Below are 21,161 nucleotides of genomic sequence, written 5' to 3'. Positions count from 1 at the left end.
TCTACTCGTTTTGAGCGGCCTCTGCTTCCAGATCTTCCAACGTCTTTTTCGGTTTGGCGGCTACTTTTTCTTTTCCAAACAATAGATTCCAAATATTTCGGGACTCCTTGGTCAACAAAGGAGAGATAATGGACAAAATCAATACATATACCACCACAAACGACTGTATGACGGGCAATAATCCTCCTGCTTTGCCGATATTGGCCATGATAATCGAGAATTCGCCCCGTGCAGACAAAGTCAAACCGATGTCGAAGGAGGCCTTGGGCTTCAGCTTAGAAAAATAGGCGGCAAAGTAACCCGATGCTACATTGCCCAATACAGTCACCACGGCTGCTAGGGTAGCCCAACCTATTGCTCCGCCCAGTGAATAGATGTCGATGGAGAGACCGAAGCTAAAGAAGAACATAGCACCGAAAAAATCCTTGTAAGGCAACACCATAGCTTCTATCTTCTTGATATATTTTGAATCGGCAAATACGAGACCCGCCATCAGTGCGCCGATCGCTTCGGCTACATGTATCGTTTCAGAAAAACCTGCTATTACAAACAGTGAACTGAAGATAATGAGTATAAAAAGCTCAGAAGTTTTTTCATGCAGTAACCGATCGATGAAAGGAATAAGCTTTCTTCCTAAAAACAAGAATGCAAGGATAAAGCCTAAGGCCATTAAGGATGTTCCCAAAACTGCTCCAAAGGAGGTTCCCCCTGTCAATATCAATCCCGAGAGGAAGGATATGTGCATGGCAATGAACAGATCGTCAAACATGATCATGCCCATGATGACCTCTGTTTCCGGATTGGCCGTACGCTTCAGATCTGTCAAGACCTTGGCTACTATGGCTGTGGACGAACTAGTCATCAGACCGCAGAGTACCATCAATTCCTTGAATGGTAAATCCATCAGCCACCCGATCAATATACCCGAAACAAAATTGATAATGACATAAAGAACGCCGCCAGTTACAATGGATTTGCCGGATTTGAGCAGCCTTCCGACCGAGAATTCCAATCCTAGATAGAACAAGAGGAATAGGACACCCAAACGTCCCATAAACTCAATGAAGGGTTTGCTTTCCGTAAATGTAAAGAATTTCCAAACACCTTTGAATCCATCAGTAAGCGATGGATTGTTTGTTTGGGCGAGTAAGTTGGCAACAAAATCAGGGTATTGTTCGTTGCCTAGCAGCATGCCGATAATAATAAAAAATGGAATAACCGAAAAGCGTAAGCGATTTGCAAGCAGGCCCACAAGGGCAACTAATAAAACAGCTATACCTATTTCTAAAATTATAATATGCGACATGCTATCTTCCTATATCAATATTTCTTTTAAAAGTTTGATGTTTTTCTGTTTACCGGCGATAACCAATGTCACGCCAGGGCGGATAACGTAATCTGGCCCAGGGTTGATGATCGTTTCGTCATCCCGAATAGCTGCGATGATAGAAGCACCTGTTCGCTGTCTGACTTCTAGCTCGCCAATGCTTTTGTTTACCCCATCGTTGGAAGGACCGACCTTGTACCACTCTATACGTAGATCATCCAGGGCAACCTCGATGGTTTCCAAAGCTTTGGGTTTGTAGGACAACCCCCCCAAAATACCAGCCATTTGCCTTGACTCCTCATCGGAAAGAGTCATCACGCAATGTGTCTCATTGTCCTCGTCATCCCGGCGGTATAGTTCTCTGCGACCATCATCATGGATGACGATAACCATGTTATCGCCTGCATCTGTTTCGATCTGATACTTTTTGCCAATTCCAATTAGATCACTTTCTCTAACTATCGACATGATTTATATGTTTTGATGAATACTCAGTATGAAGCTTAACAAACTTAAATAAATTTATGCATAGATGCAAAGAGTTAAAGGCTGAAAGCCTTTAACTCTTTGCATCTATCAATTTATAATTACCGTCTTCTTTTATTTCTGGCCTGCCTATAGCAATGGTCTTTGCATGATAAAACAGATATACCCATCCCTCCGGTGCCCCCTTTTCCCAATATTGGAGTCGGAGGTCTCTGGCTAGGCGCCCATCATAATCATATTTGGCAATAAAATTCTTAAAGAGTTCCTCCGGTTCGGGCAGGACGTCCCCTCCGAAGAAGAAATGTTCTCCGCCTGTTTGGATATGGAAGGCCTGATGGTAGGGGGTATGCCCTCCGTTGAGCACATAGCCGATCTCATGATTGACTGCCCCTTCTCCTTCTACCAAGGTGAGATTTCCACTGCGCTGCAATACATCCAGAATGGCCGTATCATAGGAGGTCGACGCACCACTGTAAGCGTATTCCCATTCTCCTTGTTGCACGATATACTCCGCATCCGGAAAGGCGACTCGGCCTGCTCCCTGGCCAAAATCAACCATTCCTCCTGTATGGTCCCTGTGTAGGTGGGACATGAGTACGTACTTGATTTCTTCCACTTCAAATCCCAGTTTTTTGATGTTATGGTGAATGAGAAGCTCGTCATCGGCTGTCCGCAATCCAAGTCCCGTATCGCACAAAACCAGGCCACTACTAGTCTCGATCAAAAATGGGTGTACATGCACAAACAAAGAGCCGGGCCTGTCTTTGGGGTCGTCTTTTTGTGGGTCAAAAGGAATAAATTTTTTGCTGCTATCGACGGAAAAAGAGCCTTCAAAAAGAGAGTGTGCCTGTATCATCTTTTATTGTGTTGTAAATATGAGAGTTATGCCAAATCGCAGTAAATACACATCTGCCAGATTAGGATACTATACCTGTAAAACTGTATATTTACGGGTAAATAGTGCCGTAAAGATATGCAAAAAAGGTGGGTCCTAAAACCAAAAAACGATATTGAAAAGGTAAAAAAGCTACAATCTGCATTAGGAACTAGGCCGATTGTTGCGGAGTTATTGGTCAATAGGAGTATCGAATCTTTCGAACAGTCTCGGGCATTTTTCAGACCTAGCTTGGAGGATCTGCACGATCCATTCCTGATGAAGGATATGGACAAGGCTATAGCACGTATCGAAAAGGCCATCGGCAACAATGAAAAGATTCTGATCTATGGCGATTATGATGTAGATGGAACCACGGCAGTAGCCGTCGTCTATAGTTTTTTTCGTGCCTTTCACTCCCGCATCGAATTCTATGTTCCGGATCGCTATGCAGAGGGGTATGGCATTTCTACACAAGGAATAGATTACGCTGCTGACAATGGCTTCTCGTTGATTATTGCGTTGGACTGCGGTATCAAGGCCATCTCTAAAATAGCTTATGCCAATACCCGCGGAGTAGATTTCATTGTCGGTGACCATCACTTTCCGGGCGAGCAACTTCCTCAGGCTATTGCTGTTTTGGATCCCAAACGTCAGGATTGTATGTATCCTTACAAGGAGCTTTCGGGCTGTGGCATAGGTTTTAAGATCATCGAGGCATTCGTCAAAAAGAACAATATGGATTCGGGATTGCTCTATCAATATCTCGATCTGGTCGCTGTAAGCATTGCTTCGGATATTGTGCCTATTACAGGGGAGAACCGAGTTTTGGCGCATTTTGGATTGAAGAAACTCAATTCAAACCCCAGTATAGGCCTTCAGGCCCTGATCAAACTATCCAATAACAAGTCGGGTGTGTTTTCGATCAATGATATTGTCTTTCAGATAGGACCGCGAATCAATGCGGCCGGACGGATAGATCATGCTAAAGATGCAGTAGAGCTACTCATTGCAAAGACTATTGACGAGGCGTCCAATTATTCGTTGTCCGTAGACGATCAAAATAATATTCGAAAGGATTTTGACTTGCGCATCACCGAAGAGGCACTTGCACTGATCGACAATGACGAAGCTAATATTGCACGTAAATCTACCGTACTTTACAAATCCAATTGGCATAAAGGAGTCATCGGCATCGTTGCTTCACGGTTGACCGAGAAATATTATCGGCCAACTATCATATTGACTCGTACAAATGGACATGTTGCCGGATCGGCTCGTTCGGTGCTCGGCTTTGACCTTTATGAGGCATTAAGCGAGTGTAGTGAATTGCTGGAACAATTCGGGGGACATAAGTATGCCGCAGGATTGACGATGAAGGAAGAAAATATCTCTCTTTTTCAAGCTAAATTCGAAGATGTTGTGCAGAGGAACATCAAACCTGAGATGTTGCAACAGGAAATTTCCATCGAACTGGAAATCCCTTTACAGGATATCGATAGTAAACTATATCGTATCCTGCGACAATTCGAGCCTTTTGGACCCGGCAATGAAACACCTATATTTTTGAGCAGACAGGTCGTTCCTCATGGCAAAGCCATTATTGTGGGCAATAACCATTTGAAATTCAATGTTAGCCAAAATGAATCTCCACTGTTTGAGTGTATCGCTTTTGGTCAGGCCGAGCATATTGATTATATCAATAGCGGCAAACCTTTTGATATATGTTATGTTGTAGAAGAGAATAGTTGGAGAGGAAAGAAGAATTTGCAATTAAATATCAAAGGAATACGATATTAAAATATCTTTGTGAAAAGTGAGGTACACCACATGATACTAAGAGCAGAACATTTAATCAAAAAATACAAACAACGTACCGTTGTGAATGACGTGTCTTTTCATGTGGAGCAGGGAGAGATTGTCGGATTGCTGGGGCCAAATGGTGCCGGCAAGACTACTTCTTTTTACATGATCGTAGGTTTGATCAAGCCGAATGACGGACATGTCTTCCTCGATGACGAAGAAATCACACAAGATGCCATGTTTCAGCGGGCACAGAAAGGTATAGGCTACTTGGCCCAAGAGGCATCGGTGTTCAGAAAACTATCTGTAGAAAACAATATTTTGGCTGTTTTGGAAATACATTACCCCAACAAGGAAGAACGCCACGCTAAGCTAGAAGAACTTCTTACAGAATTCAGCTTACACCGTGTACGCAAAAATCGTGGAGATCTGTTGTCAGGAGGGGAGAGGCGGCGTACGGAAATTGCCCGCGCATTGGCGGCCAACCCTCATTTCATTCTTTTGGATGAACCTTTTGCCGGAGTAGATCCCATTGCAGTGGAAGAAATACAGACTATCGTTGCCAAACTGAAATCCAAAAACATTGGCGTATTGATTACAGACCACAACGTACAGGAAACTCTCTCGATCACGGATAGAGCTTATCTTCTGACCGAAGGTAAAATTATGCTGACGGGGACACCCGAAGAAATTGCGGATAGTGAGCTGGCACGTAAGTTCTACTTAGGTCGTAATTTTGTGTTGCGACGCAAGAATCTGCTAACGGAATAGTAGATACGGACAACTGTCCACTGATGACTAGATTATGGCAATATTAAATTCACTCTTTACATGGATCATGAAGAAGCGCATTCATCAGATAGAGCTTTTCATGAAATATCCACACGACGTACAGGATGAATGGTTCCAAAACCTTATCTCTTCGGCCGAAGCTACAGAATGGGGTAAAAAATACGATTACAAAAGTATTTTTACACTTGAAGACTATAAGAGTAGGGTTCCCATTAGTGATTATGACGATATAAAAGGTTATATCGACCGTATGATCAAGGGAGAGCAAAACCTGCTGTGGCCTTCGGATATCAAGTGGTTTGCCAAATCGTCCGGTACCACGTCGGATCGAAGCAAGTTTATCCCTGTCAGTATGGAAGCCCTTGAAGAGTGCCACTACCAAGGGGGAAAGGATATGCTTTCCATCTATTGCAACAACAGGCCGGAAAATAAAGTTTTCATGGGCAAATCCGTTGTTATCGGTGGTTCTTCCCAAATCAATAACTTTAGTCCAGACTCTTATTATGGAGATCTGTCGTCGATTTTGATACGCAATCTACCTTTTTGGGCTGAATTCAAACGTACGCCAAATATGGAGGTTACACTCAATCCAAATTTTGAGGAAAAGATCGAACAGATTGCGCAAATCACCATCAAAGAAGACGTGACTAGCCTTGCCGGGGTGCCTACATGGAATATTGTCATGGCCAAGCGGATATTGGAAATCACAGGTAAGGATAACCTTTTGGAGGTATGGCCTAATCTAGAATTTTATGGGCATGGTGGAGTCAGTTTCAAGCCATATCGCGAACAATTCAAAAAGCTTATCCCTTCGGATAACATGTATTATCTGGAGAACTATAATGCATCGGAAGGCTATTTTGGATTGCAGGATCGTTCCGATTCGGAGGATCTGTTGCTCATGCTCGACTATGGTATCTATTATGAATTTTTACCGACAGAAAATCTTGATGAGGAACACCCCAAGACATTGTCTTTGGATCAAGTGGAAATTGGAAAAAACTATGCCTTGATTATTTCGACCAATGCGGGTCTGTGGCGATACAAGATTGGGGATACTATAAAATTTACATCGTTGTCTCCTTATCGTTTTCAGATTTCGGGACGTACTAAGCACTATATCAATACATTCGGCGAAGAAGTGATTGTGGACAATGCTGAGCAGGCCCTAAACGCTGCATGCCAAACAACAGGGGCAAGTATCAAAGATTATACGGCTGGTCCGATCTATTTTAGGGACGGAGAGGCTGGTGCCCATGAATGGATTATCGAATTTGCACATCAACCTTTTGATTTTGAGAGGTTTTGCGAAGTTTTGGATAGTACACTACGGGAAATCAATTCGGATTATGATGCCAAACGTTTTAAAGATATGGCACTCTCTTTTCCCGTTGTGCACAATGCTCCGGCAGACACTTTTTATAAATGGATGAAGTCTAAAGGGAAGCTAGGTGGACAAAATAAAGTCCCCCGTCTAGCTAATAACCGGGAGTATTTGGATTCGATATTGGAGATGATGAAAAAATAAGGGTGTCCTTTTGGACACCCTCATTTTTTAGCTATAAGATTTTAAAAAACCTTAATCTTGATATTTAGAATTCCAACACTTCAACTTCCGTGCGTCGGTTGGCCTGATGTTCCGCTTCTGAACATGGGACTCCGTCTGCACATCTGTTGAGCAGTCTGTTTTCGCCGTAACCTCTAGCTACCAAACGGTTACGTGCTATGCCTTGACTGACTATATAATTGACTGCTGCTTGTGCACGGCGTTGGGATAAGTCCTCGTTATACTTATTTGAACCGCGGCAGTCCGTGTGGCTTGACAGCTCAATCCTTAGTGTAGGATACTTTCGCATTGTCTGCACCAATTCGTCCAATATTTTTGCTGCATCCGGACGTATATTATGCTTGTCAAAGTCGTAATGTATATTTTCCAAGACAAATCTATCGCCTACTTTATACGCTGGCTGTAGGTTTAGTGTCACCTGTAGCGTGGTATCTCTTGTAGGATGGACCGCTGCCAACGGTAGTGAATCGTCGTGGTACTTTTCTTTTTCGCCTAGCACACGATAACTTGTATTGCAGTCTACTGTAAAGCTTATTTGTGCTTTCTCATCTGTTTTTCCTTTAGATATTATTTGATTAGTCTCGCTAAACAAGGTTACGTCTGACAACGGAAGCAATTCGCCTGTATTTTTGTCTCGTACGATAGTCTTTACCATAATTTGTGGACATGGCTTGATGTAGTTGTAGGTAAAGGAGTAAATGTCGTCCGACCCCGCACCGCCTACCCGGTTGGACGAAAGATAGCCCGTATAGCTGCCATTGTCCCCCTTGTGTGCTACTGTGTACGCAAAGTCGTCTGAAGCAGAGTTCAGTGGATACCCTAGATTCTTCGGGGTACTCCAGTTGCCCTTAGATCCCTTGCTGCTGAAAATATCCAATCCACCCATGCCGATATGTCCGTTGCTCGAGAAGTATAGTGTACCGTTGTCCAAGCTTGGGAACATCTCGTCACCATTTGTGTTGATTTTGTCGCCTGCGTTTTGGGGAGCGCCCCAGGTACCATCGGCCTGAAGTTCGCTATACCAGATATCTACACCGCCCTTGCCGCCCGGCATGTCCGATGCAAAATACAACGTCTTGCCGTCTTCGCTCAGTGCCGCATGGCCCAGCGAGTATTCCTTTGCGTTATTGTAGGGGAAATTCTCTACTTTCCAGCTATCTCCCTCCTTACTGTAGATAAGGAGTTCAAGGTTCTGCCTGCGCCACTTCTGCCCAAAGGCTCGGAAACGTTCAGTATCCGTTTTGCCCGGATAGGTACGCGTAACATAGTATTTCTGTCCTGCCTGATCTACCGCCACAGGGCCGATGTGGTACTTGCCATCGTTCGGTTCGTTGAAGATCGGGTTTGGATTGGCCAATGTACTATCTGCGTTGTGCTCAACGCTGTATACACGTAGATATGATTCTCCTGTCATACCACTTTCGCTACCTAAGATCCGATGGGGCTCGGTCACGTATAGGCCTTTGCCAGATCCTGTGGGGAAGTATCCAAAATCTGCACGTTCGGTATTTACCCCCCTTTCATTACGCAATTTGTGGTTTGTAGGGTTCTGCACCCATACCAGTGCCGAATCTACCCCGCGAATAGCACGTGTGACCGTATCGCTCACGCCGTAACGAGAGGCATACTGCTGGTACTGTTCCTTGGCAGCAGTATATTTACCGCGTTGCTTGAGCGCTTCAGCGTAGTTTAGGTATGCTTCCCTGCTTGCATCGGGCTGACGTACCACTCGCGCGTACCAGTTTTCGGCAAGCTCGTATCGATTTAAGTAAAGGTAACTCTCTGCTAAACGTTCCATGTCGGAAGTACGTGGCTTTTTTATATCCACCAATTTCTCGTAAGCCGCTGCTGCGCGGGCGTATTCCATGCTTCGGTAGAGCGACTCGGCCCTACGACCCGGACTCGGCTGCTCCTGTGCGTTTGCGGTGCCATATAGGAAGAAACTGCTCATCAGGCATGCGGAAATAATGTAGTTTAGTGTCTTGTTCATTGTCTTTTGTTATAAAGTTGTCAGTGATCGGTGATCAGTTGTCAGTGGGCAGAATTTAAGCACTGACGACCGACTACTAGAAAAACCTTGGACTGAGTATCTGCCTGCCTAGTTTTCCGAATGTAACGCCAAGAGTTACTTCGTGCGTACCGTTCTGCAGACCCGACATACGGTTTAGCATGTGGTCGTACGAATAACCGATACGGAACTTAGGCGTTACGAAGAACTGGGCAATACCGCTTACCGAATTCTGTGAGCTCAGTTTGTCCACCGAATAGTTCGAGTAGTCGCGATCGAAGATACGACTCCGTGTACGGAAGCCCGGCCCTATCCAGAACTTATCATTGAAGATGAACATCGCGCTTACATCCAAAGATGTAGGTCCCTTAAAGTCATCCTTCACTAGCACGCTAGGGCGCAATAGCAATCCTCTGTCTATCTGGAATAATGCTCCTGCAATAAAATAGCCGTGTGTGTTGCGGCGGATACTCTCCACAATCTCACCCTGGTCCAGCACATAGTCCTCTGTACTGTTGGCGCCGGCGAACAAGTCGTGTGCGGCAACACCGGCATACCATTTCGCATTGCTATAATAGATTCCCAGACGGATGTCCGGTTTCCAGGTCGTACCACCTATGGCGGTAGGGTCATCTGGGTCTATGGCACTCAATTTGTTTTGATCAATCCTGTACTGTGTCACGCCCCCGGCCACACCAAGGCTTAACCGGTGCTCACCCGAGTGGTCCAACGGTAGACGTAAGGCATAGTTGACGAAGGCCGCATTTGCAGACTGCGGCCCTAGTGCATCGGCCGTCACCTGTAGACCTACACCGTGGCGCTGCATATCCGGATCCAGGACACCGTCGATCGAGATGGAGCCTGTACGGGGTGCGCCGTCCCAACCCGTCCACTGGCTGCGCAAGCCAAGCTGCCCGAACCACTCTCCCTTGTAGCCCGCATAGGCAGGGTTTACGCTCATCGAGTTGAAGATGTACTGTGTGAACTGGATGTTCTGCTGTGCTTGTAGGGTAGCACCTGACAGCAACAGTAGTCCAAGGGTTAAATATTTAAATCTTTTTTTCATGTCTTTATGTATGATTACACCAAATTTATGGATTTCATTGATTTTAATCTGTAGAGACAAAATTTTAAGTCTCTACAGATGATTAAAATCAATTCCTTTTGATCAATACCCAACCTTTGCGGGTATCCGTTGTATTACCTTTGATGAGTTTGACCATGTAATAGTAGGTACCGTTGTTGAGGCCATCGCCTGTCCAACTGTTATCATAGTCGACGTTACGGTACACTTCGTTGCCCCAACGGTTGAATACGACCAACTCAATGCGATCGTAGGCTTCCCAACCGATGATCTCAAATCGATCGTTTTTGCCGTCACCATTTGGAGTAAAGGTATTCGGGATATACAAATCAGGAGCTTTGATTACGATCGTAGCTACCGCTTCATCACAGTTTGCGGAATTCAGTACCTCGCATATCTCATACGGATAGGTGTAAGTACCCTCTTTGATTCCGGCAGGTATATTGATCGTACCGTCATCGTTCATCGTCAGACCAGGGTGGCTCGGTATACCCGGTGTCAATTTGATTTCGTCACGGATAATCGGGTCGCCATTTAGTCTGTCGTTGTCGAGTACGCTCGGTGTCTTAGATCCAAAGCGTTCGATGGTCAACGCAAAGTTGTCATCCACGGCATCGATCGGTGCTGCTTCCACGATGATGGTCGCTACGGCACGGTCACAGTTGCCCGGATTCAAGTTTTCACAGATCGTGTACCACCAACGGTAGGTTCCCGCTTCGGTCTGTGGAGCCACGGTAATCGTACCATCGGTATTGAACGTCAGCTTGCCGGGGTATGGTCCGTCCATATCTGGCGTAAGCGTGATATCTGAAGGATCGATAGCTAAATTGTTCAGTCTATCATTATCCAGTACCGAGGCCGTCGTTCCGCCATTGTAACCATTGATATGTGCCTCAGGAGTGAAGTCGTCATTGGCATCGATGACAGATGCCGGCACGACCACCGTAACAACTGCTTCATCACAGTTGGTGGTCGGGTTGAGCTTGTCACAGATACGGTAGCGGATCTGGTACGTGCCTGCAGGTGTACCCACAGGTACGGATACCACGCCCGTAGCCACATTGATTTCCGGCACATTGGTGTTCACCGCATTGTGGTTTGGCACAGCTGGCACCAACACTTTAATGTCGACATCGCTTATATCAGCAGGGGCACCGTTGAAGATGTCGTTGTCCAAGACATTGCCTAGGTCAGGACTGCCGACCATACCTACCGGTGACGTGTAGTTGTCATCGACAGCTTTGATCTCCGGCTTGAAGACATTGATCACGACCATCGCATCGTCACAGTTTTTGACATTGATACGGTCGCAGATACGATAATGTATCAAGTATTGGCCAGCAGGAGTGTTCGCCGGTACGGAGACCACACCGGTTGCTGTGTTCAGCAATGGCAGTGGACTACCTGTAGGCGCACCTTGTACAGGCGTAGCACCTTGCAACTGTGTTATCTCCACATTTGCGGTAGTTGCCGCAATGGTGTTCAGCTCCAACCAATCGTTATCCAGTACATTACCCACGTTATCATTTCCGGTAACACTGTTTACAGGCCCGTATGTGTCGTTGGTAGCTTCGATCTGAGGAAGTACCACATTGATGTATGCGGTCGACCAATCGCAATTGGTAGGATTGAGGTTCTCACATAGATTGTAACGAATTTCGTATTCCCCTGCCGGAGTTCCCGGAAGGACAGTAATACTTCCATCGTTCATATTCAGCACCGGTACAATGGCGTTGACTGCTCCCGGTAGGGGGGTCGCTGCCTCGATTTCCGTGATGGTCACTTCGGATGGATTGACAAGGACGTTGTTCAGCTTGTCGTTATCCAGTACAGATCTGGAGGTCGGTCCACCTGTGCCTGTGATACCATCGATATTCTTGAAGAAATCTTCATCCGGATCGATGAGAGCAGGTACCACTTCTACCGTGATCGTCGCTTGGTCACAGTTGGTCGGATCAGCTACCTCACAGATGCTGTAGCCGATTGTATACGTACCGGCTGGTGTCATATTCGGTATAGAAACTACGCCAGTCTGCGCATCCAGTACAGGTACGTTGGCTCTATATGCTGCCGGAGCAGTCGGTTGCTCTGCCGCAGGAATTATATTTTCAATGGTTATGCTGTTATTATTCAACGCTTCTAGGGCATCTTTTCCATTGAAGCTGTCGTTGTCCAACGCATTGCCCAAGTCACGTCCGACTAGACCGGCTACCGGTCCGTATCTGTCATTGACCGCAATGATCGGCGTTGCACTGACGATGACGGTCGCCGTTGTGTTTGCGCAATTGATTGGATTCAGCGTCTCACAGATCCTGTACGGGATCACGTACGTTCCCGCAGGTGTACCCGTAGGCACAGATACCTGACCTGTCGCATCTACCTCAGGCACAGAAGCACTTGGGAATTTCGGCGTGGCAGGAGTCACGGTCAGCGTGACCTTAGAAAGGTCAGCCAACACACCGTTCAGTTCATCGTTGACCAGGATATTGCCTAGGTTCGGATGTCCGGCCGCTGTCGTCACCGGACCGTAGTGGTCAGGTCTGGCAATGATATCCTCGTAACCTACGCTTACATGGATAGTGTTTGTACTACAATTTGTTGTATTGAGCAGTTCACATATCGTGTAACCGATCACATAGTTACCTTCAGGCGTTCCCGGAGGTACAGAAACGATGCCGGTTTCAGGATCTAATGCCGGTACAGCCCCTCCATTGATAGGAGTAGCCGGTACGATATCCTGAATTCTCACTTTATCGAGCGTCGCCAATACCCCGTTCAACAGGTCGTTCGTCAGCGCATTGCCAACATTTGGATTGCCAGTGGCTCCATTGGACGCTCCGAAGTTGTCCACATTGGCTACGATATCGGCAGGATCCACAGTGACGGTCGCGATAGCCACGTCACAGTTGTTCGGATTCAAAATCTCACAGATCCGGTAGGTGTGGGTGTATGAACCTGCCGGCGTACCCGGTGCTACCGTGATCGTACCGTTGCCGTTCATCGTTATTCTTGGATCACTGGATACAAGAGGTGTCAATATGACGCTCTCAGGATTTGTCAGCGATGGAATAGGCGTACCACCTAGTTCGTCATTTGTCAGGACGTTTATCGATGTGGTACCTCCCATCAGGCCGTTGACAGCACCTAAGTTATCATCGTTCGCAACAATAGTTGGAGCAACGACGCGGATAGTAGCCACCGCATGGTCACAGTTTGTCGGATTTAAGATCTCACATATCGTATATGGATACTCGTATTCGCCCGCAGGTGTATTCGGTGCTACCGAAATGATACCATTGCCATCCATGGAAATACCCGGATGTGGACGTGTGCCCGGTGTGAGGGTGATCGTCGAATTGATATCCGTGGTCTGTAAAGCGACACCGTTTAACGTATCGTCGATCACCACAGAGGTACTGATATTTCCTCCTGTCAGTCCATTGATATCATGGGCAGGGGTTGTGGCATAATTGTTGTCGTTGGCGACTATTTCAGGTGCAGTAACGACCACTGTCACGATCGCATCGTCGCAGTTGGTTGGATTCGTTACCTCGCATATTCTATACGTGATGTGGTACACGCCTTCCGGTGTGCCTGCATCTACTGTAACTTGTCCCGTTGTCGTATCGAGCACCGGAACCTTCTCGCCTGTCCTAATCGGAGTTGCTCCGTGGACAATAGAAATCGTTACGTCTGCTGGAGCGACAGCCAAACCATTCAACTTGTCATTATCCAATACACTTCCAGGAGTGGTTATGGTATTGGCGCCATTGAAAGGTCCGTACTCGTCGTTATCGGCTACGATAGGATCGGCTGTCACGACGATCGTCGCGATAGCATTATCACAGTTGCCGTTATTTAAGTTTTCACAGATCTGGTAAGGGTATTGGTAGATACCTGCCGGTGTACCCGGATTGATCGTGATGACCCCTGTAGTCGGATCCATGGCAATCTGTCCCGGAAGTGGGCTGGTACCCGGTGTCAAGGTGATGTCTGCCGGATCCAGAATGGTACCGTTCAACAGATCATTGTTCAATACCGATGTCGTTGTGCCGCCAACTATGCTGCTGACAGATGGGTACAGATCATCTATGGCATCGATCGTGGATTCGGCTACTCTTACGGTTACATTAGCCGAAGAGCAATTGGCAGGATTCAAGATCTCACAGATCGTGTATGGTATGGTGTAGTCATCATCAGGCGTGCCCGGAGGAACGACCACATTACCGGTAGCAATATCGATATATGGATACGGTGTATCTCCAGGACCCGGAGGCGTTGTCGTACTGCTGATGGTAATATCTTCCAAGGTCGGCACTCTGCCGTCATAGATATCATTGGGTAGGATGTTGCCGACATTGACGTTGCCTTCGTTGCCTTTTACAGGGCCATAGGTGTTGTCATTGGCCTGGATCGGCGTCCGATTGACCCGTACGGTGATGTATGCATTGTCACAGTTTGTCGGATTCAATACTTCACAGATACGGTACTCTATCCTGTATTCTCCCGGTAATGTACCTTTAGGCACAGAAATGATACCTGTCTCTGTATCCAGTTCGGGAACGATATCCGTAGCGCCCACAGGGTTGCCGTCTTTTTCCGTACCGACCACGGTGGTGGTGATCTTATCCAATGTCACCGGCTGCCCGTTCAGGCGGTCGTTGGTCAGGGCGTTGCCTACGTTTGGCTCTCCCGTAGATCCGTTGACTTCGTACAGGCCATCGTCATTGGCTTGGATAGGAGCGGATCCGACGATCACGATAGCCACCGTATTATCACAGTTGTCCGGATTCAACACTTCACAGATCTCGTATGGATAGGTATAGGTGCCCGCAGGTGTACCCGGCGATACCGTAATGGTGCCGTCAGGGTTCATGGTCAATCCCGGATGAGGAGAGGTACCTGAGTTCAGTTTGACATCCGCAGGAACAAGAGGGTCACCGTTCAACAGGTCGTTGTCCAGTACGGACGGTGTCCTTCCTCCGGTGTATCCGTTGATCGGATCATCGGGCTCGCCAAAATCACCGTCTTTGTCTTCTACCGCCTCGATGCTGGACGCTACGACCTTGATATAAGCCACGGCATCATCGCAATTCGTCGGATTGGCGATCTCACATATTGTATATGGGAATGCATAGATACCTGCAGGTGTATTCGGCTCTACCGAAATCTGTCCTGTAGCAGGATCCATGGATAGTTTGTTGCTGTTCGGCGTACCGGGATGTATCGTTACGCCGTTCGGCCCCGATCCTATGGTTGGCACATTTCCATCTAAATCATCACTTCCTCCGTGTGTATTGTTGACTACAGATGGAAGTGGGGTAGTCGTGCCTGTCTTGCCATTGACCTCCAGGGACGTTACGGTGTCATAGCGGTCGTCAACTGCATCGATCGGACGGATCAGCGAGCGTAGCAGGACTTCGTCGGATGTCTCACAGGCTCCTGCATTTGTCAATGTCCATCTCAAGATCACTTCTGTGCCCGGTTTGATACCGGTTACCGTAGTATTGCGTAAGGCAGGATTTGTAATGATGACCTCTGATAGGAGAGTCGCACCGCTAACATTGACAATAGTCCATTGCCCGGTTACAGGCGTTACAGGCTGGTTGCCAGCTAATGTGAACGAAGTACGGTTATTTCCTTGTTGGTCCGGCCCTGCATTGGCGATAGGTATGTATACACTGACCGGTACACGTGCACTTTCACATGCGCCATCTGGTACCAAAGAACTCGTAACGTAAAAAGTCCTGCTATTGTTGGCATAGAAATTATAATGGTCTGTCAAAAGGGTGTTTAGAGCTAATGGCGAACCTCCCGTAGCATTCCGGTAGAAGCGCAGGTTGTCTCCTGTAGCCACCAAATCACCTATGGTAGGATTGTCGGCTGCACAGAAGACCTGTGGACCCGTAGCAGTCGGAGGCGTGGTCTGCATATTCAAAGGCGTAGAACCCTCCATGAATACATGTTCGATATCACAAGTGGCTGTAGGGCAAGTGCCTGCGCTAGAACCGAATCTTCCATACACCGTCTCTGTAATCGTACCTAAAGTACCACAGTCAAGGTCTGCGATAGCTGTCCCTGGGGTATAGATCAATTGCGATGAAGTAGCTGGCAATACGATAGAAGATCCAGGAGCGACATCGTTTGTCAACACAAATACATGCCCACGTACCGCATCATCTTCTACGTACTCGGCGACATTATCCGGGAATAAATCTGCCAAAGCTGTCACAAATGCCCAGTTATCAGGCAATTTGATCGAGAATCTATGTGGGCTAGAACCTGTACCATTCAATGGATAAGGATTGCTGTTCGAATTTGCTATTTCAAAATTGTATGTCGCATGTAATGGACCTGCCGGGTTCGTCGTCGCCACTACCGACGCAGATGCCGTTTTCGTTACTACCGGCAATTGGTCTGGTACTCCTTGAACAGTAATACGGTTGGATGTAGCCGAGTACGTTGTTGTGTACGTATTACATACATTTGTCGCCCTGGTGTTGAAGCGGATACGCTGTCCACTGCGGAAGTCACATCCATTTGTTTGCAGGGTGAAAGATAATGTAATTTTTGATCCTGCAGGCAAAGTCTCCCCTGTACCTAATGCAGTATTAGGAATAGTAATGGTAATAGCTGACCCTGTTATAGCTACCTGAGGATCGCCTATGTTTGGGTTGTCAAACGGGTGTGTAACAGGGCTGTAAGATCCTTGGTAGACTGCTGTAGCCTGTAAAGAACCATTTTTATATGTCAAATGCTGAGCTGACACCAATGGTATCGTTAAAGTAATATTTTGGGCTGCACCACTACCGGCGTTGTTCAGCTCAATGACGTAAGGGAGGTCAGCACATACTTCAGGCCGGTCCGTAGATAAAGGCTGTTGAATTATTTCAGCTTGTATCTGAGGCGTACCCATGGTGTAGTCTAACGTCAATGGCGTTGAGCCGAATTCACAACGCTCGGTACCGTCACATGACTGTCCGTAGTTCAATACGATACTACCGTTTTGACAGTCTGTCGGAGCGTTAGCTGTGATCAGATAATAACGGGTTTGGCCTGTTGCAAAGTCACCTAGTTCGAAACCGGCTGACTCAGAACCACCCACAGCAGTTCCCGGTGATGTGCCTGCATAGTCTGATACGGGCTGTACCGACGTGATATTGACCCCTCCTGATGATTTAGTCAACCACACGTTCTTCATTTCGCGGAATGTCGAATTGTTGGTGACCTGTATCACCCACTCTGCTTTATCGGCACTGATCACGGTATTTGACACTACAGCTACGGCTTGCAATGCGCCCGCGCCGGTGTGGTATACGAGATTTAACGTTTGCGTGGCAGCTGACCCGTTGACAACATCGACCCCATTCGCGCCTCCACGGCTATTATCCCGTACGGTACCTTCGTAGGTCACGTTTACCGAAATCTGCCGATCAGGTTCAGTGGTACAGATGCTTTCTACAATAGGGATCAATTGTATTTCAAAGCCTTCGTCCAAGTGAGGTCCGTTGGCCGGATTACCTTGTATGGTTGCCAAGGCGGCTTCCAGATCCACGACGTTTCCGGTAGGGGTCACTGTAGTTTCACTCGACCCACCGAAAGTGCCCTGGCCTCTCAGTACGACACGTACCTGTTTTAGGTTAAGGCCCGGTTGCACCGTGAATACGGCGGTCTTCGGGAAAAATACTTGTTTGAACTCACCCGGGAACAGACCGTTGCGTTGGTCATTAACCAAAGAGTAGTTTAGGGTAACCGATTTATGACTTTGGTCGCCACAGTCTACGATATTTCCGTTGCCGGACTGGGTAAAGCTTACATTGCCTCGGGCATAGTATCCTGCAGATATAAAAGATCCTCCTGTATTACAATGGTAGTCGACTCCATCTTTGGTAAATGTGGACTCGACACCGAATTCTTTTAAGCCGTCATTGGCATTCGCAGTTGATCGGATATCCAGAGATAGCACCAACTGGTCTTCATCCATGAAACCTGTAAAGCCCGGTATTGTCATAGCAACAGTAGATGCAAAAACTGCTGCATCAAAAGTCATCGTCGCTACAGATCCGTCGACTTCTACCAATAGGCCGGTTACCGTAGCGGTTGTAGCGCCTCTTGAAATTAAGATTTGTCCGCTGTTTGGTACAGCTTGCATCGGCAATCCAGTAGGTATTGTGACCTTCATGTTTCCGGTCTTCCATCCATCGGTCGGCATTTGGAGGCCTGCTACTGATCTAGCCCGTTGGGAGATCCGCAAAACATCATTTGTTGTAAAAGCCGTAGCCCGTACTGAAGGATTCGAAGCAGGGTCTACCGGTGTGGTATTTGGCAGACCATTTGTTGTGCCATCGGTCTCGCCAAAACCAAAGTCTGCCCGTACCAATGAACTCAGACCGCTAGATAAACCTCCATTAAGGCACTCCCCGTCAGGACATTTGTTGTTCAATAAAATCTGCACGCATGACGACTCTATTGGAGGGCAGGTAGCGCCTCTGGCCAAACGTGTAGTGACCTTGTAGAACGTTGAAGGTTGTGGCGCTGCCTGACATTGCAGGTCTGCCTCAAATTGCAGACGTGCTCCCCGGAGATCCAATCTGGGTTCTGCTGCCGAATATGCCGGCCAGTCCGCAGAATTGTAGTCGATCTTAAATTTGTATACGCCACCTACGGGAGTCACCGTGCCGCCGATAGGTGCCCCGGTGTAGTCCACCAGTCTGACATTGCCGACATTCACGAGATTGGATGACAGCTCCAGTTCGATCTCCAGGTACGCACCGGTACCCAGCCCCTCGGAGTCCACCACCATCTGCGACAACACGAAGTCGCCGATATACCGCTGGCTGGGGATGATGTCTACCTGACCCATATTGACCCCGGAGAAGGTGTAAACCAAATTGTCCCGCAATGTGGTTCTGCCGGACTGTATAGGCGTCGTGTTGCAGTCGTTCTTGTGGCTGTAGCTCGCTTCCGCCCAGCTATTGCCAAACTCCACACTGGAAGGAAGGTCTTCGCAGGGCACCGATGCCGTGTTGCGGCTTTTATGTTTTTGGACAACGCGAATGTATATCTCGCCGTTAGGAAGCAATTCACCAGGTATGGTGACGGTCTGCTCTTTTGTATTGGACACTGTCCCGTAAAGATTTCCGTCCGTTCCCCAAGTGACGACATCCGAACTTGTCAAGTTATTCCATGGCCCAACATTATCATTGCTCCATTGGACCTCGCCGTCGAAATAGGTCGCTCCCGTACCGCCGGTTCCAATCTTCAGTTCGATATCGTTCGCGATACCATCGCCGGTATTCTGAATCTTGAAAATCTGTACGTCGGGAGAGTCATCCAGACATTCGATTTCGTTGATATCTACTTTAGTGATGACCAGTCTAGGCTGTATGGATACATCGAAGGCAACCTCGGCAGTGACTGATCTGCTACCCGCTTCGCAAGGATCCGTAGCACCTTGGTTGGAATAGAAAGCAGTATATGTCGTATTTAAATTTGTACAAGCCGTGATTTCCACGGTTTCTTTGAACGATATGGACTGGCCATTGACCAGCAATCCTGTAGAATTATCAAAAATATAAAGACCATTCGCTGGATCTGAAGCCGGATCTAAACTCCACCCGGCAGGCAGGCCTGTAACGTCATTAGAAACATAGGCCAGACCTGTACTAGGTGCTCTTTGTACAGTAAATCTTCGGGTCGCACCATTTCCTTTATTGGTAATGGTGATCGTCCGCTCGAAGGCGTCGCCGATGATCCCGGATGATACGGTAGGTACCACAGTCGGGTGTAACACGGCATAGACCACATTGAGCGCTTCAGAATCACCCTCCAAAGGAGACGTACATCCGGTCACCGTATAGTCTATACTCGGAGACGATGTCCCTTCGGTCGGGATGGCTTCACAGAGCGCACGAACCTGAAAAGTAACCACCTGTTCCGTCGCGGTCGCTTCCAGTTGCACCTTAGCCCCTAAGGCGTTTTCGTCCAGGAGAGTAGGCGAGCCACCTCCGATCTGAACGGTGCCGGTGACGAGCTCGAAGTGTGGAGGAATCTTGATGTCCAGCACAGGGTCTGTACACGTCCCAAGCCCGGCCACCTTAACGGTCACCATTTGTGGGTCGCCACAGGCGCTCAAGGCAGGGATGGGGGTATCCGTCTTGATTTCCTGAGCGGATAATTGTCCAACCCCGGCGAATAAGGCCACGGTAAAAAATACCATGTGCAATAGGGCTTTGCCCAATTTTCCCTTTTCAAAGATAGGATCTCGTGGATTAGTCGTCTTTACGTCCATAGTAATTAAAGTTAAAAATCGATCTGACTCGTTAATTTTTTAATTTTAATGGTATTCTGGCTTGCTTTCAGCTTCGAATACTGAAAGATTCTATTAGCACCGTATTTCCTACTTTCGACCAAGCGGTTTACGGTTTGATGGCTCGGTTATCACATACCTTGCATTGGTCTCAATAGGGATACTAACAGATCTTACTTGGGACAAAAGAAAACAACAGATGTTAATAAATGTTAAGTTGAACGATATAATAGCAAATATTAGGTATGATGTTTCTATGTATACCAAATATTTGGTAAAATATAGGCTACAAAGAGAGTGCGGTAGAGGGCAGATATGTCTAAAATTGTTGTTTTGTAATAAAATGATGTTGGGTTAAAACGGAGATATTCTGTGGACAGGTTTTCTTCCTCTATACGGGAATGTTACTTTTGACCGAAAAAGTACCCAAAACTCGCCGCTTAAAACTTTTGCGACAACGGATTACCATTCCCGTACCTCCGCAGTGTGCGTGTACTTGAAAGGGGAGAGCAGTGTCTGTGGCCCTGTCTTCGGGAAGGCTATTGAACCGTATAGTTCATATACTTTCCCGGCATGATATGCGGCTAGATATTCCCCTCTAGGGTCTGCCCATCTATCTCCTTCGGCACTAGCTACATAAACTGCTCTTGGCGCCATGAGTGCAATCAAAAAGTGTTGATCAAAATGCAATTTATCCTCTTGATTCGCATACTTCGCAAAGGCAGAACAAAACCAGTGAGGGAACCTTGTTGTCATCTTCTCGATCGTTTCTCCATAATTACGTTTGGATAGAGCAGCACCACCACAGCCTGAGTTATTAGAAATTACGACTTTAAATCGTGGATCCTGTGCACCTGCCCAAAGCGTTGCTTTTCCTTGTCTAGAATGGCCCATAACGGTAACACGTTCTT

9 protein-coding genes and 1 pseudogene are annotated in these 21,161 nt (G+C 47.2%); 3 read left to right on the top strand and 7 right to left on the bottom strand.

Annotated features, from left to right (window positions below; translation table 11 throughout):
* Position 1: 1 nt before the first annotated feature.
* The 3 genes from G5B00_RS16250 to G5B00_RS16240 form a co-directional block, all read right to left on the bottom strand.
* Positions 2-1,306 carry a cation:proton antiporter gene (locus G5B00_RS16250; RefSeq protein ID WP_163877960.1) on the bottom strand — a complete coding sequence of 435 codons (1,305 nt, stop codon included), beginning with the start codon at positions 1,304-1,306 and terminating at the stop codon, positions 2-4.
* A gap of 9 nt (positions 1,307-1,315) precedes the next feature.
* A complete protein-coding gene (locus tag G5B00_RS16245) occupies positions 1,316-1,795 on the bottom strand; it encodes a cation:proton antiporter regulatory subunit (protein ID WP_163877957.1) in 480 nt (159 codons plus the stop codon).
* Positions 1,796-1,886: 91 nt separating this feature from the next.
* On the bottom strand, positions 1,887-2,669 hold the full coding sequence (locus G5B00_RS16240) for an MBL fold metallo-hydrolase (RefSeq protein ID WP_163877954.1): 783 nt from the start codon (positions 2,667-2,669) through the stop codon (positions 1,887-1,889).
* Positions 2,670-2,786: 117 nt separating this feature from the next.
* Here G5B00_RS16240 and recJ point away from each other — a divergent pair, with 117 nt between their 5' ends.
* The 3 genes from recJ to G5B00_RS16225 are packed head-to-tail and all read left to right on the top strand — an operon-like array spanning position 2,787 to position 6,810.
* Positions 2,787-4,487, top strand: a complete 1,701-nt coding sequence (gene recJ, locus G5B00_RS16235) for a single-stranded-DNA-specific exonuclease RecJ (RefSeq protein ID WP_163877951.1) — start codon at positions 2,787-2,789, stop codon at positions 4,485-4,487.
* A 30-nt stretch (positions 4,488-4,517) separates the two neighbouring features.
* The gene (lptB, locus tag G5B00_RS16230) at positions 4,518-5,261 is read left to right on the top strand and encodes an LPS export ABC transporter ATP-binding protein (RefSeq protein ID WP_163877948.1); all 744 of its coding nucleotides are present in this window, start codon (positions 4,518-4,520) and stop codon (positions 5,259-5,261) included.
* A gap of 34 nt (positions 5,262-5,295) precedes the next feature.
* A complete protein-coding gene (locus G5B00_RS16225) occupies positions 5,296-6,810 on the top strand; it encodes a GH3 auxin-responsive promoter family protein (protein WP_163877945.1) in 1,515 nt (504 codons plus the stop codon).
* A 64-nt stretch (positions 6,811-6,874) separates the two neighbouring features.
* Here G5B00_RS16225 and G5B00_RS16220 read toward each other — a convergent pair whose 3' ends face one another.
* From G5B00_RS16220 to G5B00_RS16205, 4 genes and pseudogenes are all read right to left on the bottom strand, one after another.
* Positions 6,875-8,839, bottom strand: coding sequence for an OmpA family protein (locus G5B00_RS16220; protein ID WP_163877942.1), 1,965 nt, complete (start codon positions 8,837-8,839; stop codon positions 6,875-6,877).
* A 76-nt stretch (positions 8,840-8,915) separates the two neighbouring features.
* A complete protein-coding gene (locus G5B00_RS16215) occupies positions 8,916-9,923 on the bottom strand; it encodes a type IX secretion system membrane protein PorP/SprF (RefSeq protein ID WP_163877939.1) in 1,008 nt (335 codons plus the stop codon).
* Between the two features lie 88 nt (positions 9,924-10,011).
* Entirely contained in the window at positions 10,012-20,232 is a 10,221-nt protein-coding gene (locus G5B00_RS16210; RefSeq protein WP_163877936.1) for a gliding motility-associated C-terminal domain-containing protein, read from the bottom strand.
* A 480-nt stretch (positions 20,233-20,712) separates the two neighbouring features.
* A pseudogene (locus G5B00_RS16205) lies at positions 20,713-21,161 on the bottom strand (acetylxylan esterase); the annotation flags it as partial.

Source organism: Parapedobacter sp. SGR-10 (genome assembly GCF_011030405.1).
Classification (GTDB): Bacteria; Bacteroidota; Bacteroidia; order Sphingobacteriales; family Sphingobacteriaceae; genus Sphingobacterium.
This window is presented reverse-complemented; position numbering and strand designations above follow the sequence as displayed.